This window comes from Propionicimonas sp. (assembly GCF_049840635.1).
Taxonomy (GTDB): Bacteria; Actinomycetota; Actinomycetes; order Propionibacteriales; family Propionibacteriaceae; genus Propionicimonas.
On record NZ_JASGKL010000005.1, the window covers coordinates 2,643,341 to 2,657,615 of the forward strand.

Sequence of the window (14,275 nt, forward strand, 5' to 3'; positions counted from 1 at the left end):
CCGGACGGATCACCTCCCGCGGACGAGGTCGGCGGCCAGCATCCCGCCCCACGCGCGTGCCCGGTCCAGTTCGCCGTCGGTGAGCCGTGGGGGCTCGCCCGCGACGACGAAGCGTTCGCCCACCCGGGCGCGGGCGGACCTCCGCAGGAGCTGGGCGGCGTGCCTGGCCGCCGAACCGGAGAAGCGTGACGCGATGTGGGTGTCGAAGGTGAGCACGGCCGCGTCCGTCCCGAACCGGGCCCTCGCGATCCACTCCGCGACGCCGGTTCCGGTCGCGGGCGCGCCGCGTTCGGCGGCCGATCGGCGGCTCGCCGCGGTGGGCAGGCGCATGTTGTGGGTGGGGGCGCCGATCAGCACGAGCCGGACCGCTGGGTCGATCCCGATGGGGGCGCCGGCCGCGTCCACCACCGTGACGTCCACGCCGCCGTCCCGGAGCCCCTCGGCGATCGCGTCCGCCACCGCCGCGGTGTTGCCCCAGCAGGACTCCCGCACGACCAGTGCAGCCGTGGGGGCGGTCATGCGTCGGCCCCCCATGCGGCGCCGACGGCCATCAGGACTGTGTAGCCGGTGATGACCAGCAGGCCCACCGCCAGGACGCAGAGCAGGACGGCCCAGACCCTGGTGGACGGCCCGCGGCCGACCCCGGGCCGCAATGGCCGCAGGGCAGCGACGGGCACGAGGATCGCTGAGACGACTGCGAGGGTCGTCGCCGTGTCGCTGAACTTGGCGTGTCGGTAGGCGGCGTTGACGTCGACCCCGGTCTGATCGAGGTCTGCGAGGAGAGCGCGCCCGGCGGACGCGGTGACGACGAACAGGACGCCGGTCACCAGGCTGGTGACCACCATCGGCCAGCGCAGGCGCGCCCGCGCCGCGGGGACGAGGGCGTAGACGACCACCAGCGCGGAGCTGACGGGCCCGACCAGCGCTGCGACGTGGGCGATGAGGACATGGACAGGCATCTCTCTCCTTCGGCACGGCTGCGTGAGACATTATGTCTCACATGAGATGCTATGTCTCATGACGCCGATGGGTCAACCCACTCCGAGGGAGCGCGTGATCGCCGCAGCGCTCGCCCAGGTCACGGCCGGCGGGCTGGCCGTGAGTCTCGACCACATCTCGCTGGAGGAGGTCATCTCGGCGTCCGGGGTCTCCCGTGCGACGGCCTACCGGATCTGGGCGAACAAGCAGGCCTTCCTCGCGGACGTCATGGTGGCCGCGGTCCGGGCCACCACCCTCGAGGTCGACTCCCCGCGGGAGGTCGCGCACATCCTCGACCTCGTCGCGCGCAACCCCGACCTGGCCACCGACCCCGGCCGGCGCCGGCACGTGGTCGTCGACGGCCTGCGGGTCAGCGTCCAGGCGGACATCGAGCGGATGGTGGCCTCACCCCGCTGGGCGACGTACCTCGCCCTCAGCGCGACCGGACGCGGGCTCCCGGACGGCGACCTGCGCGCCGAGGTGACCGGCGCACTCGCCCATGCCGAGCAGCAGTTCTCCGCGCACCGGGTGAGCGTCTACGCGCGGCTGCCGCGGCTGCTCGGCTACCGGTTGGTTCCTCCGCTGGACGCCGCGAACGGCTTCGAGGTCATGGCGGAGGCTGCCGGGGCGCTGATGACCGGGTTCGTGGTGAAGATCGCCTCCCGTCCCAGCCTGCTGACCGGGACGTTCCCCCTCGCCGCTTTCGGTGCCGACGAGCTCGAGTGGACGGTGCCGGGCTTCGCCCTGACCGGCCTCCTGCTGTCCTACCTCGAGCCGGACCCGGAGATCGTCTGGGACGAGGCGCAGGTCGCGCGCTTCCGGGCTGCGCTGGAGGAGATCACCGAGCTTCTGGACCGGGCGTGGGCCGCGTCCGACACCCCACTCAGTAGGTGAGCAAACCCCGGTCGCGGAAGATCGCCCGGGTGGACTCGACGAGGTCGGCGGACGGGGGCTGCGTGTCGGTGAGGGCGTAGTCGAGGCCGAGCTGGGTCCACTTGTCGCGGCCCAGCTGGTGGAAAGGCAGCACCTCGACCCGGGACACCGTCGGCAGCGACGCCGCGTAGTCGGCGACGGACGCGACCGTCGCCGCGTGGTCGGTGAGGCCGGGCACCAGCACGTAGCGCAGCCACGTCTCGATGCCCAGGCCGGAGAGCCGGCGGCCGAACTCCAGCGTCGGCGCGAGGGCGCGTCCGGTCACCCGGCGGTAGGTGGTCTCGTCGCCGGCCTTCACGTCCAGCAGGACGAGGTCCACGTCGGCCAGCATCGCATCGTCGGCGTTCCGGCCGAGGAAGCCGGACGTGTCGATGGCCGTGTGGACGCCCAGCTCCTTCGCCCCGCGCAGGACCCGGCGCGCGAACGCGGGCTGGGCGAGGATCTCCCCGCCCGACAGCGTGATCCCGCCCCCGGTGGCCCGGAACACGCCCCGGTAGCGCCGGATCCGCGCCAGCAGGTCGTCGGCGTACACCGGCACCCCGTTGCGGGCGCTCATCGTGTCCGGGTTGTGGCAGTACAGGCAGCGCAGCGGGCAACCGGCGACGAACGTCGTCATCCGCGTCCCCGGCCCGTCGACGGCCGTGACGAGCTCCCAGGAGTGCACGGTGCCGATCTCGCCCGTGCGCAGCCCGAGCAGCAGCTCCGGCCTGCCGAGTCCCTCTGCGGTCGGCAGCCCGCCCAGCCGCCCGGCGTGGGCGGCTGAGGGCTGGGCTGCGACGAGGGCGGTCACTCAGAGGTCCTCGTGGAAGGTGCGGGACAGGACGTCCAGCTGCTGCTCGCGGGTGAGCTTGGTGAAGTTCACCGCGTAGCCCGACACCCGGATGGTCAGCTGCGGGTAGTCCTCCGGGTGCTCCATCGCGTCGAGCAGGGTCTCCCGGTTCAACACGTTGATGTTCGCGTGGTAGAGGCCCTCGCCCATCCCGGCGTCGAGGATGCCGACCAGGTTGGCGACCCGCTCGGTCTCGGTGCGGCCGAGCGCGGACGGGGTGATCGTGTTGGTCAGCGAGATCCCGTCCAGGGCGTCGTCGTAGGACAGCTTGCCCACGCTCAGCATGGACGCGAGCATGCCGTGCGTGTCCGCGCCGTTCTCCGGGTTCGCGCCCGGCGCGAACGGCGTCCCCGCCTCGTGGCCGCACGGGAACGCGCCGGTCGCCTTGCCGTAGACCACGTTGGAGGTGATCGTCAGCACCGACTGGGTGGGGATCGCGTCGCGGTACATCCGGATGCTGCGGATCTTGTCCATCACGGTCTTCACGACCAGCTGGGCGATGTCGTCGGCGCGGTCGTCGTCGTTGCCGTACATCGGGAACTCGCCCTCGGTGATGTAGTCGACGACCAGGCCGCTCTCGTCGCGGACCGGCGTCACCGTGGCGTACCGGATGGCGGCGAGGGAGTCCGCGACGATGGAGAGCCCGGCGATCCCGCAGCCCATCGTCCGGATGATCTCATCGTCGTGGAGCGCCATCTCCATCGCCTCGTAGGCGTACTTGTCATGGCTGTAGTGGATGATGTTGAGCGCCTCGACGTAGGTCTCCACCGCCCAGGTGAGCATGCTGTCGTAGGCCGCCCAGACGGTGTCGAAGTCGAGCGGCTCGTCGCCGGTCAGCGGGGCGAAGCCGGGCACGATGTGCTTGCCGGTCACCTCGTCACGGCCACCGTTGATGGCGTACAGCAGCGCCTTGGCCGCGTTGAGCCGGGCGCCGAAGAACTGCATCTGCTTGCCGATGGCCATGGGGGAGACACAGCAGGCGATGCCGGTGTCGTCGCCCCAGTGGCTGCGGATCTCCGCGTCCGACTCGTACTGGATCGCCGAGGTCTCGATCGAGATCAGCGAGCAGAAGTCCTTGTAGCCCTGGGGGAGAGCGGCGTCCCAGTAGATCGTGATGTTCGGCTCGGGCGCCGGGCCGAGGTTGCGCAGGGTCTGGAGCAGCCGGAACGAGGTCTTCGTGACCAGGGTGCGGCCGTCATTCGCGAACCCGCCGTCGGACCAGGTCGCCCAGTACGGGTCGCCGGAGAAGATCTGGTCGTAGTCGATCGTGCGCAGGAAGCGGACGATCCGCAGCTTGGTGACCAGCGCGTCGATGACCTCCTGGGCGTCGGACTCGGTGATCAGCCCGGACGCGAGGTCGCGCTCAGCGTAGACGTCGAAGAAGCCGGAGAGCCGGCCGATGCTCATCGCTGCACCGTCCTGGCTCTTCACGCTGGCCAGGTAGGCGAAGTAGGTCCACTGCACGGCCTCGACGAAGGTCGCGGCCGGACGGGACAGGTCGAAGCCGTACTCCTCGCCGAGGTTGCGCAGCTTCTTCAGCGCCTTGACCTGCTCGGCGTGCTCCTCGCGGTAGCGCGCCCAGTTCTCGCTGAAGGGCTGGTCGACCACGGAGTCCATGTCGGCGAGCTTGGCCTCGATCAGCCGGTCGATGCCGTAGAGGGCGACCCGGCGGTAGTCGCCGATGATCCGGCCGCGGCCGTAGGCGTCCGGGAGGCCGGTGAGCAGGTGCGCGGAGCGCGCGGCGCGGATCCGCGGGGTGTAGATGTCGAAGACCGCCTCGTTGTGGGTCTTGCGGTACTTCGTGAACACGTCCTTGACCCGCTGGTCGGGTTCGAGGCCCGCCTCGCGGATCGCAGTCTCGACCATCCGCCAGCCCCCGGCCGGCATCATCGGCCGCTTGAGCGGCACGTCGGTCTGGAGGCCGACGATGACGTTGTCGTCGTCGCAGATGTAGCCGGCGGCGAACGCGTCCACGTCGGCGGGGATGTGGGTCTCGACGTCGTAGACCCGCTTCGCGCGCTCGACGGAGAGGTAGTCCCGCTGCAGGGTCTCCCACACGGTCAGCGTCTTCTGCGTCGGCCCGGCCACGAAGGACGCGTCGCCGGTGTAGGGCGTGAAGTTGGCGAGGATGAAGTCGCGGACGTCGATCGTGCCGGTCCACGGGCCCGTGATGAAGCCCTGCCAGGCGTCGTCGCGGTGAAGCGCTGCGGGGGCCTCGACCTCTGCGGTCATGTCTCTCCTTGCGTGCGGGCAGCGCGGAGCGCGCGCTGCGACATTGCGGGGGTTGTGCACGCCGCGGGAACGGGCTGAGTACGCCGGACGCGGTGGGCGGGCCCTGCCCGCCAGAGGCCAGTCTACAGGAAATTGCTTAATGGTCTGACCAATAAGGGGTCGGAAGTGAGGTGACCCTAACCTGTGGCGGTGCCCGTCTGCCATCCTCACCGACGTGGCAGCGGAGGCACTACTTCACCTTCGCGCGCGTGACCTTCCAGGTGTTGCAGGCGCCCACCGACTCCGCGGCCAGGCCGCGGCGTCCCCAGTAGCGCTCGGCCTTCACCGACCCGTGGCCGGACGCGTCGCTGGAGTAGCCGAACTGGTACTCGGAGTCGGCCCGGTCGGACGCGCTGAAGCCGATGCCGGAGTGGGTGAGCTGGTAGTGCGCCATGCAGTGGGCCTGGAGCTCGATCCTGCGGCTGGTCAGGCTGTCGCCCTCGCCGGTCACCCAGGTGGAGTCGAAGATGCCGGCGAGCTCCTGCACGTGGTGGGCGTACTCGTGCATGACGAACTCTGCGACGGCGAGCCGGTAGTACCGGCCCTGCTGGTAGGAGGCGGTCGAGAAGTACAGCGTGCGATCGCTCGAGCAGTAGGCGGCGGGGAAGGTCGTGTCGAGGTGCCCGCACGGCGACGACGTCGACGAGCCGTAGAAGGTCACCTTGGGCTTGGCGAACTCCACCGGCGTGGCGGCCAGTGCCGAGCGCCAGGCCGTGTTCTCGCACGCCATCAGCGCCTTCACCTGCTTGCGGAAGGCGGCCGGGCTGTTCGGGATCTGCTGGGACGGGCAGTGCGCCGGCACCGTCAGCGCGTAGACCGGGTTCTTCTTCAGGATCACCTCGGGGTCGCTGGGCATGGCCGCCGTGGACTGGGAGCCGGGGGTTCCGGACGTCGAGGACGGGGAGGGGCCGCCGGCGGCCGACGAGTTCCGGGCCGGCAGGCCGACCAGTGACGGCACCACCAGCGCGCCCACCAGGCCGATCAGGACGACGGCGACGACCCCGAGGACGGCGACCAGCCAGCCTCGTCCGGATGGGGGCCGGGGGGTCGACGGGCGGTCGGTGAGGGGCGGTGGTGGCGCGTTCAGCCACTGCTGCGGGGGGCCGGGTTGCTGGCCCCAGCCCTGCTGGCCCCAGCCCTGCGGCGCGTTCGGGGGCTGGTAGGCGGCCGTCCCCGAGGCGGGGGGCAGCCCCTGCGGCGCCACCGGGTACTGCGGCGGCGGCCATGCCTGGGGCGCACTCCAGGGCTGCTGCGGATTCCCACCCTGCTGCAGATACCACCCCTGCTGTGGATTCCCCGTGTGCGGGGGGTCCCAGGATGCAGCGGGAGCCTGCTGCGCGGCGGGGACCTGCGTGGACGCCCAGCCCTGTCCCGGCGTCGAGTCGACGCCGGGCTCGGGTGGCGTCACACCCGGCCCTTCCGGCTCAGGCCACTGGTTCATTCATCCTCCTGGGGTTACGCCCCAGCGTAGGTGCTGCCGCCCACGCTCGATGGTGGTCCGGTGATCACGAGGAGCAGCCGGTCGACCGCCTCGTCGACCGCGTCCCGTGCCCCAGCGGCCAGGCCCGGGTCGAGCGTGAGGTCGATCCACGCGCGGCCGCGGTCCCAGCGGCGTTTCCACCCGCCGACATCGAGCCCGTCGCACAGCACCGGACCGCCGGCGGACTGCGCGAAGCGTCGCTCGTCCGGCCCGTCCGGGTTGCCCGCGGACCGCGTCCACCCGACCCGGCGATAGCTCAGGAACGCCTCGTCGAAGGTCGACAGCAACCAGGCGCGCTGCGGTCGCGTCGCGGGCCGCAGCGCCGACGGCGCGAACCACAGCTCCTCGCTGTCGACCCGGACGCGGTCGACCCGCTCGCCGACCACGTCGAGCGCGCGCCGGGCCTCGGTGAGCGTCACCTTCGCCCAGCGGACCAGGTCGGGGAGCGCGACGGGGCCGTGGCTCGCGACGAACCGTCCGACCAGGTCGACGAGCGTGGCGTCCCTGTCGAACTCCTCCTCGGCCGGCAGCACCTCGTCGGCGAGCGCGTAGTGGTGCTCGGCGTCCGCCACAGGGGCCGAACAGAGCACGCCGCGCAGTTCCGCGACCAGGAGGACGTGCGTCACCTGGGCCCAGTACTGGGGGTCGTCGGTGGCCAGCGCGCCCGCGGCGGCGAGGACGCCCGCGAGCTCGGTCCGCCCGGCGAAACGGCGTCCGGCCAGCCGGGACGCGACGACCTCGATCGCCGCGTCGAGACGGGTGCCTTCGAGCTGCAGCAGGCGGTGCCGGGAGGCCATCCCGGCCTCGACCTTCGGCGAGGTGAGCCGGAGCAGGCGCCGCAGGTCGTCCGTGGCGACGTAGTGCCACGTGGGCCGAAGGACGTGGGTGCGGACGATCTCGCCGCGCGCGACCGCCGCCGCGACGTCGGCCGCCGTCCCCGCGCAGCGCAGGGCGACCATCGCGCGGGCCAGCGGGGCGTCCTGCGCCTGGACGGCGAGGAGTTCGCGGACCACCTGGGCGGGATCGGACGCGGGCGGTCCGGTCAGGCGCTGGGTGGCCAACCGCGTGGCGATGACCTCCTCGCGGAGCACGTCAGCCCCGGAAACCCGCGTAGAACACCGCCAGGCCGAACCCGACGGCGGCGAGGACGAGGCGCACCCAGCGCACGGGCGGCCGGGCGGACTCCGCTCCCGCCCACAGGGCGAGGGCGGCCAGCGCGAGTCCGACCGCGCGCCCGGGGAACCCCAGCCGGAGGCCGAGGACGGAGATCGCGGCGCCCGCGGCGACGGCGAGGCCGCCGAGGACCTCCAGCCCCCCGCGGACGCGGCGCAGCGTGCGCAACCAGCCGGGATCGGCGGAGACGGCGCGACGCCCGGCGGCGGGTCCGCGGGAGAACAGGGTGACGAGCCCTGCCACCACGAACCACACCGCGACGAGCAGCGCGAGGACCGTGTCCAGTCCGAACCGGTCCACGCACACCTCCTCGACGAAGCCCAGGGTCGGTGAGCAAGTCTAGGGGCGTTCCTCGCCCAGCCGGTCGAGCAGGGTGGCGAGGGCCTCGCGCTCGCCGGGCGAGAGGCGTCCGAACAGTTCGGCACCGACCTCGGCCCGCGCCCGTCCGATCCCGGCCAGCGCCTCCTCACCGGCGGGGGCGATGGCGAGCAGGTACGCGCGTCCGTCGCCCGGATCGGTCCGTCGCTGGACCAGGCCGGACGCGAGCAGTGGTGCCACCGAGTCGGTCGCGGAGCGGGGGGTGATGCCGAGCTGTCCCGCCAGTTCGGAGGGGCGCAGCGGCCCCTGCTCGGCGATCGTCCGCAGCGCGCGGGACTGGTGCAGGTTCACCCCCAGTGGCGCGATCCGGCGCTGGGTCTCGCCGCGCAGCCGCCGGGACACGCGCAGGAACGACTCGGCGAGGGCCTCCGGGAATACCTCCATGTCGCCCGTCCTTATATGCTGTGGTTACCTCAGTATATCGGGAGGCCGCATGACGATGACCGCTCCGCACCAGGAGTTCCGCGGGCCCGCGCGGGTCAACCCCGCCGACCGCACCCAGCTCGCCGAGTCACCGGTGAGCCTGCGCCGCGTCGCCGCGCTGTTCCAGGGCCACCGCCTCGAACTGATCGCGGTCACGGCGATCATCGTCGTGGCGGCCGTCGTCGGGCTCGCCCAGCCGTTCCTGCTGCGCGAGGTGATCGACGTCGCGCTCCCGAACGGCGACACCACGCTGCTGGTCTGGCTGGTGGTCGGCATGGTGGCCATCGCCGCGGTGACCGGCGTCCTCGGCGTCTGGCAGACCTGGCTCGCCACCGCGATGGGGCAGCGGGTCATGCACACCCTGCGCGTGCGGGTGTTCACCCACCTGCAGGCGCAGTCCCTGGACTTCTTCAAGCGCACCCGCGGCGGGGAGATCCAGTCGCGGCTGCTCCAGGACGTGGCCGGGCTGCAGTCGGTGATCACGAACACCGCCACCTCGATCGCGTCCAACCTGACGACGGCGGTCGCGACCGCCGCGGCCATGGTCGTCCTGAACTGGCGGCTGTCGCTGCTGTCCCTGCTCGTCCTGCCGCCCGCGATCGCCCTCACCCGGCGGGTGGCGCTCGTCCGCCGCGACATCACGCTCTCCCAGCAGCGCGCGCTGGCCGAGCTGCACAGCGAGGTGGAGGAGGCGCTCAGCATCAACGGCGCGATGCTCTCCAAGACCCTCGGCAGCGGGCCGGCGCGGGAACGGGAGTTCACCGACACGTCCGCACGGCTGATCGACCTGGAGGTGCGCTCCCAGCTGGCCGGCCGCTGGCGGATGGCGACGATGGGCATCGTCTTCGCAGCGATCCCCGCGCTGCTGTACCTGGTGGCCGGCTTCCCCGCGCTGTCGGGGGACCTGTCGATCGGCACGCTGATCGCGTTCGCGAGCCTGCAGGGCACGATCTTCCGGCCGATCATGGGGCTGCTCAACGTCGGCGCCCAGTGGGTGTCCTCGATGGCGCTGCTCAGCCGGATCTTCGGCTACCTCGACCTGAGGGTGGACGTGGCCGAGCCCGTGGACCCCGTGCGGCTGGGCCGCGACGCGGTGCGCGGCGAGGTGCGGTTCGAGCACGTCAGCTACCGGTTCCCGGACGGCAACACGGATGCGCTGAGCGACATCGACCTCGACCTCGGCGCCGGCTGCTCGGTCGCGGTGGTGGGGGAGACGGGATCGGGGAAGTCGACCCTCGCAGCGCTCCTGGTGCGGCTGGCCGACCCGACGTCCGGCCGGGTCACGGTGGACGGGGTCGACCTGCGCGACATCGCGGCCTCCGACCGGACCCGGATCATCGGCATGGTGACCCAGGAGACCTACCTCTCGCACACGACGATCGCCGCGAACCTGCGCCAGGCGTCCCCCGACGCGACGGACGCGGAGCTGTGGGCCGCGCTGGAGGCAGCGCAGGTCGACCACGTGATCGCTGCGCTGCCCGAAGGGCTGGAGACCGTGGTGGGCGCGCGGGGGCACCGGTTCAGCGGCGGGGAGCGGCAGCGGCTGGCGATCGCGCGGACGCTGCTGGTGAACCCGCCGATCCTCGTCCTCGACGAGGCGACGTCCGCGCTCGACACCGAGACCGAGCGCGAACTGCAGGCCGCCCTCGACCACCTGATGGAGGGCCGGACGACGCTGACGATCGCGCACCGGCTCAGCACCGTCCAGAATTCCGACGAGATCGTCGTTCTCGCCGAGGGCCGGATCGTCGAGCGCGGGACCCACGAGGGCCTGCTCGCCGCGGGCGGACGGTACGCGCACCTCGCCCGCTGAGGGCGTCGGTGGGAGCGCTACCAGCAACTGGTGGCAGAATCGGCAGGGTGTTGCGGCCGGGCGATGGCGTCCGGGGCCTCGAGCGGGCCCCCGGGCACTGGCTGCGCGCGGGGGGGATCGCCTGGCCGGGCTGGGAGCTGCCGCCCGGCGTCGACCCGGCGAGCCTCGACTGGCGCCTGCACTGGTCGGCCGACGACCACATCGACCCCGAGGCCAGCGACCCGCTGCCCTGGCCCAACGCCCTGCTGCGGTTCGACCCCGCGGGCCTGCCCGCGGACCTCGCCGAGGCCTACCCACACCTGCGTGGGCGGCTGTGCCTGCGGCTGCCCGCCGCGGCCGTGGCCCAAGTGCGGGAGGCCGTGCGCTGCGAGGTCGCGGTGAGCGTCCACCTGCCGTCGGGGCGACTGGTGGACGCGGGGTCGCTGCAGCTCGGCGGGGTGATCGACGACCTGCTGGCCGCTCCGGACGCGGAGCTCGGTCCGACCTGGCACATCGGCACCCCGACGCTGCGACTGTGGGCACCCACGGCGCGGTCGGTCGCCCTCCAGCTCTGGCCGGCCGGCACCGAACTGCACGATCCGCCGCAGCGTCGCCGGATGGTGCCGGCGATCGACGGCACCTGGGCGATCACGGGCGAGCCGAACTGGCAGGGCGCGCGGTACCGGTTCGAGGTCACCGTCTACGCGCCGCACCACCGCCGCGTGGTGACGAACGAGGTGACCGACCCCTACTCGACCTCGCTGACCGTGAACTCGACCCACTCGGTGCTCGTCGACCTCGACGACGCGGCGTGGGCGCCGGCGCAGTGGCGCGAGGCTGTCGCGCCCCGGCTGGAGGACCCGGTCGACCAGGTCATCTACGAGCTGCACCTGCGCGACTTCTCGGTGTCCGACGCCAGCGTTCCCGCCGGGCTGCGGGGCAGCTTCCTCGCCCCGACCGTGGACAGCGTCGGGATGGCGCACCTGCGGCGGCTCGCCGAGGCGGGCCTGACCAGCGTCCAGCTGCTGCCGCTGTTCGACAACGCGAGTGTCGAGGAGCACCCGGCGCGGCAGCTGCGTCCGGCGTGGGACGTGCTGCGCGGGCTTCCCCCGGACAGCCCGGAGCAGCAGCTCCACGTGGCGCGGGCGGGGGGACGCAGCGCGTTCAACTGGGGGTACGACCCGTGGCACTACTTCGCGCCCGAGGGCTCGTTCTCGTCCACCCTCGCCAGCGCGGAGGGGGGCGGCCGGGTCAGCGAGTGCAGGGCGATGGTCGGGGCGTTCCACGCCGCGGGCCTGCGGGTCGTGCTCGACCAGGTGTTCAACCACACCGCGAGCGCGGGGCAGGACACCAAGTCGGTGCTCGACCGGATCGTCCCCGGCTACTACCACCGGCTGGACGCGGAGGGCGCGGTGGAGCGGTCCACCTGCTGCCCCAATGTGGCCACCGAGCACGTGATGGCGCAGAAGCTGATGGTGGACGCCTGCGTCCACTGGGCGCGGGGGTACCACGTCGACGGCTTCCGGTTCGACCTGATGGGGCACCACAGCCGGGCGAACATGCTGGCGGTGCGGGCCGCGCTCGACGCGCTCACCCCCGAGGCGGACGGGGTGGACGGGCGCGCGATCACCATGCACGGGGAGGGCTGGGACTTCGGAGAGGTGGCGGGCAACGCCCAGTTCGTGCAGGCCACCCAGGGCCAGCTCGGCGGCACCGGCATCGCCACGTTCTCGGACCGGCTGCGCGACGCCGTCCGCGGTGGGTCGGTGGGGGACGGAGACCCCCGCGGCCAGGGGCTGGGGACGGGGCTGTTCACGGCCGACAACGGCGGGGGGGTGAACGGGGACCAGACGACGCAGGGGGAGCGGTTGGCCTGGTGCACGGACATCGCTCAGCTGGGGCTGGCGGGGACGCTGCGCGGCTACCGGTTCGGGTCGAACTCGCGGCACGCGGTGGTGCGGGGCGACGAACTGGAGTTCGGGGGCAGTCCCGCGGGGTACGCCGACGAACCCGGCGAGGTGATCAGCTACGTGGACGCGCACGACAACGAGACCTTGTTCGACGCGATCACACTGAAGGTGCACCCGGCGACGCCGATGGACGCGAGGGTGCGGCTGAACACGGTCTGCCTGGCGTTCGCGACCCTCGGCCAGAGCCCGGTGATGTGGCACGCCGGGACCGACATCCTGCGCAGCAAGAGCCTGGACCGGAACTCGTACAACTCGGGCGACTGGTTCAACTACCTCGACTTCACGATGACCGACAACGGGTTCGGCGCGGGGCTGCCGCCGGAGCCGGACAACGCGGGCGCCTGGCACGTGCTGGCGCCGCTGCTGGCCGATCCGCGGCTGAAGCCGCACCCGGAGGACATCCGCCGCGCGCACGAGCAGGCGCTCGATCTGCTCCGGCTGCGCGCGTCCACCCGGCTGTTCCGGCTGGCCCGTGCGGACCGGATCGCGGCGATGGTCCGCTTCCCGGTCGCGGACAGCTGGCACCAGCTGCCCGGGGTGGTCGTGATGGCGATCGACGACCCGTCCGGCGAGGTCGAGGAGCGCTGGTCGAGCGTGCTGGTCGTCTTCAACGCGACCCCGTGGTTCGTCCGCCAGACCCTCCCGCTGGACGCGCGCGGCTACCGCCTCCACCCGGTCCAGGCGTCCGGCGCCGACCCGGAAGTCCGCACCTGCGAGGTCGGCGCCGACTGGCTCACCGTCCCGGCCCGCACGGCCGCCGTCTTCGTCCGCCCCCGCTGAAGCGGCACGCCAGGAACCGTCCCCACCGTGCCGCGTCCTTGTCATCCCGGGCTTGACCCGGGATCTCCGTGTGGGTGGTGGCGGCTGCGTCGTGGAGATCCCGGCTTTCGCCGGGATGACAGGGTTCCTTGTCTTGTCATCCCGGGCTTGACCCGGGATCTCGGTGTCGGTGGTGGCGCGTGTGTCGTGGAGGTCCCGGCTTTCGCCGGGATGACAGGGTTCCTTGTCTTGTCATCCCGGGCTTGACCCGGGATCTCCGTGTGGGTGGTGGCGGGTGCGTCGTGGAGGTCCCGGCTTTCGCCGGGATGACAGGGTTCCTTGTCTTGTCATCCCGGGCTTGACCCGGGATCTCGGTGTGGGTGGTGGCGCGTGTGTCGTGGAGGTCCCGGCTTTCGCCGGGATGACAGGGTTCCTTGTCTTGTCATCCCGGGCTTGACCCGGGATCTCCGTGTGGGTGGTGGCGGCTGCGTCGTGGAGGTCCCGGCTTTCGCCGGGATGACAGGGTTCCTTGTCTTGTCATCCCGGGCTTGACCCGGGATCTCCTTGTCGGTGATGGCGGGTACGTCGTGGAGATCCCGGCGTTCGCCGGGATGACAGGGTTCCTTGTCCTGTCATCCCGGGCTTGACCCGGGATCTCCGTGTCGGTGATGGCGGGTGCGTCGTGGAGATCCCGGCGTTCGCCGGGATGACAGGGTCGCCCCTCAGACGAAGATGACCTGGCCGCCTTCGGAGATCTCCATGAAGTCGGTGGCGCTGATCACGGCCTCGACGCCGTCGAAGAGGTCGGCCTCGGTGAGGTTCATCATGTCGAAGGACATCCGGCAGGCCCACAGGTGGCCGCCCATCTCCACGACCTGCTCCAGGAGTTCGGGGACGGTGGGGATCTCCAGGTCCGCGATCTGCTTGCGCATCATCTTGGTCGCCATGCCGGTCATCCCTGGGATCGCACCGGCGAGCGCGGGGATGGGCATCCTCGGCGCCTGGACCAGGTGCATCGCCGTGTTGCCCAGCGGCGTGAACTTGAGGTCGTCCATGCGCTCCCTGGTGATCATGTCCAGTCCCCAGAACGTGAAGAACAGGTGGGTCTCGATGCCCTCCCCGAGCGCGGCCGTGCCCAGGATCAGCCCCGGGTAGGCCATGTCGAGGTTGCCCTTCGAGCAGATGATCACCAGCTTGCGGCGGGTGGGGGTCGGCGGCGGGACGGGTGCGTCCGCGACGCTCGCCTCGGGCGTGGTCGGGTTCTCGATGGTGGTCGTCATGGTCGTCTC

General features: G+C 71.9%; 12 protein-coding genes. 3 read left to right on the forward strand and 9 right to left on the reverse strand.

From position 1 onward, the window contains the following. Window positions 1-9 precede the first annotated feature (9 nt). Window positions 10-519, reverse strand: a complete 510-nt coding sequence (locus QM779_RS17785; RefSeq protein WP_428538176.1) for a flavodoxin/nitric oxide synthase — start codon at window positions 517-519, stop codon at window positions 10-12. Further along, window positions 516-959, reverse strand: a complete 444-nt coding sequence (locus QM779_RS17790) for a hypothetical protein (protein ID WP_428538179.1) — start codon at window positions 957-959, stop codon at window positions 516-518. Before QM779_RS17790 ends, QM779_RS17785 begins: the two co-directional genes overlap by 4 nt. Window positions 960-1,026: 67 nt before the next feature. Here QM779_RS17790 and QM779_RS17795 point away from each other — a divergent pair, with 67 nt between their 5' ends. Then, complete coding sequence (locus QM779_RS17795; RefSeq protein ID WP_428538182.1) at window positions 1,027-1,872, forward strand: hypothetical protein; 846 nt, start codon at window positions 1,027-1,029, stop codon at window positions 1,870-1,872. Here the strand turns inward: QM779_RS17795 and pflA are convergent. The 6 genes from pflA to QM779_RS17825 all read right to left on the reverse strand — a co-directional run bounded on the left by pflA (window position 1,862) and on the right by QM779_RS17825 (window position 8,426). Beyond that, on the reverse strand, window positions 1,862-2,701 hold the full coding sequence (gene pflA / locus QM779_RS17800) for a pyruvate formate-lyase-activating protein (RefSeq protein ID WP_428538185.1): 840 nt from the start codon (window positions 2,699-2,701) through the stop codon (window positions 1,862-1,864). The two genes, QM779_RS17795 and pflA, sit on opposite strands and share 11 nt — an antisense overlap. After that, a complete protein-coding gene (pflB, locus tag QM779_RS17805) occupies window positions 2,702-4,972 on the reverse strand; it encodes a formate C-acetyltransferase (RefSeq protein ID WP_428538188.1) in 2,271 nt (756 codons plus the stop codon). It lies immediately after the preceding gene. Between the two features lie 229 nt (window positions 4,973-5,201). Next, window positions 5,202-6,452 carry a neutral zinc metallopeptidase gene (locus tag QM779_RS17810; protein ID WP_428538191.1) on the reverse strand — a complete coding sequence of 417 codons (1,251 nt, stop codon included), beginning with the start codon at window positions 6,450-6,452 and terminating at the stop codon, window positions 5,202-5,204. Between the two features lie 14 nt (window positions 6,453-6,466). Further along, window positions 6,467-7,582: a winged helix DNA-binding domain-containing protein gene (locus tag QM779_RS17815; RefSeq protein ID WP_428538194.1), complete on the reverse strand. Its 1,116-nt coding sequence runs from the start codon at window positions 7,580-7,582 to the stop codon at window positions 6,467-6,469. Between the two features lies 1 nt (window position 7,583). Beyond that, window positions 7,584-7,964: a hypothetical protein gene (locus QM779_RS17820; protein ID WP_428538197.1), complete on the reverse strand. Its 381-nt coding sequence runs from the start codon at window positions 7,962-7,964 to the stop codon at window positions 7,584-7,586. A gap of 39 nt (window positions 7,965-8,003) precedes the next feature. Next, entirely contained in the window at window positions 8,004-8,426 is a 423-nt protein-coding gene (locus QM779_RS17825) for a MarR family winged helix-turn-helix transcriptional regulator (RefSeq protein ID WP_428538200.1), read from the reverse strand. A 49-nt stretch (window positions 8,427-8,475) separates the two neighbouring features. Here QM779_RS17825 and QM779_RS17830 point away from each other — a divergent pair, with 49 nt between their 5' ends. Both QM779_RS17830 and pulA read left to right on the forward strand, forming a co-directional pair. Continuing rightward, complete coding sequence (locus QM779_RS17830; RefSeq protein WP_428538203.1) at window positions 8,476-10,278, forward strand: ABC transporter ATP-binding protein; 1,803 nt, start codon at window positions 8,476-8,478, stop codon at window positions 10,276-10,278. Between the two features lie 47 nt (window positions 10,279-10,325). Continuing rightward, on the forward strand, window positions 10,326-13,007 hold the full coding sequence (pulA, locus tag QM779_RS17835; protein ID WP_428538206.1) for a pullulanase-type alpha-1,6-glucosidase: 2,682 nt from the start codon (window positions 10,326-10,328) through the stop codon (window positions 13,005-13,007). Between the two features lie 701 nt (window positions 13,008-13,708). Here pulA and QM779_RS17840 read toward each other — a convergent pair. Further along, complete coding sequence (locus QM779_RS17840) at window positions 13,709-14,266, reverse strand: DsrE/DsrF/DrsH-like family protein (RefSeq protein ID WP_428538209.1); 558 nt, start codon at window positions 14,264-14,266, stop codon at window positions 13,709-13,711. Window positions 14,267-14,275 lie beyond the last annotated feature (9 nt).

What these genes read in the sequence shown, in the direction of transcription:
- QM779_RS17785 (WP_428538176.1), bottom strand. Translation starts at nt 519, where the DNA reads ATGACCGCCCCCACGGCTGCACTGGTCGTGCGGGAGTCCTGCTGGGGC.
- QM779_RS17790 (WP_428538179.1), bottom strand. Translation starts at nt 959, where the DNA reads ATGCCTGTCCATGTCCTCATCGCCCACGTCGCAGCGCTGGTCGGGCCC.
- QM779_RS17795 (WP_428538182.1), top strand. Translation starts at nt 1,027, where the DNA reads ATGGGTCAACCCACTCCGAGGGAGCGCGTGATCGCCGCAGCGCTCGCC.
- pflB (WP_428538188.1), bottom strand. Translation starts at nt 4,972, where the DNA reads ATGACCGCAGAGGTCGAGGCCCCCGCAGCGCTTCACCGCGACGACGCC.
- QM779_RS17810 (WP_428538191.1), bottom strand. Translation starts at nt 6,452, where the DNA reads ATGAACCAGTGGCCTGAGCCGGAAGGGCCGGGTGTGACGCCACCCGAG.
- QM779_RS17825 (WP_428538200.1), bottom strand. Translation starts at nt 8,426, where the DNA reads ATGGAGGTATTCCCGGAGGCCCTCGCCGAGTCGTTCCTGCGCGTGTCC.
- QM779_RS17830 (WP_428538203.1), top strand. Translation starts at nt 8,476, where the DNA reads ATGACGATGACCGCTCCGCACCAGGAGTTCCGCGGGCCCGCGCGGGTC.
- QM779_RS17840 (WP_428538209.1), bottom strand. Translation starts at nt 14,266, where the DNA reads ATGACGACCACCATCGAGAACCCGACCACGCCCGAGGCGAGCGTCGCG.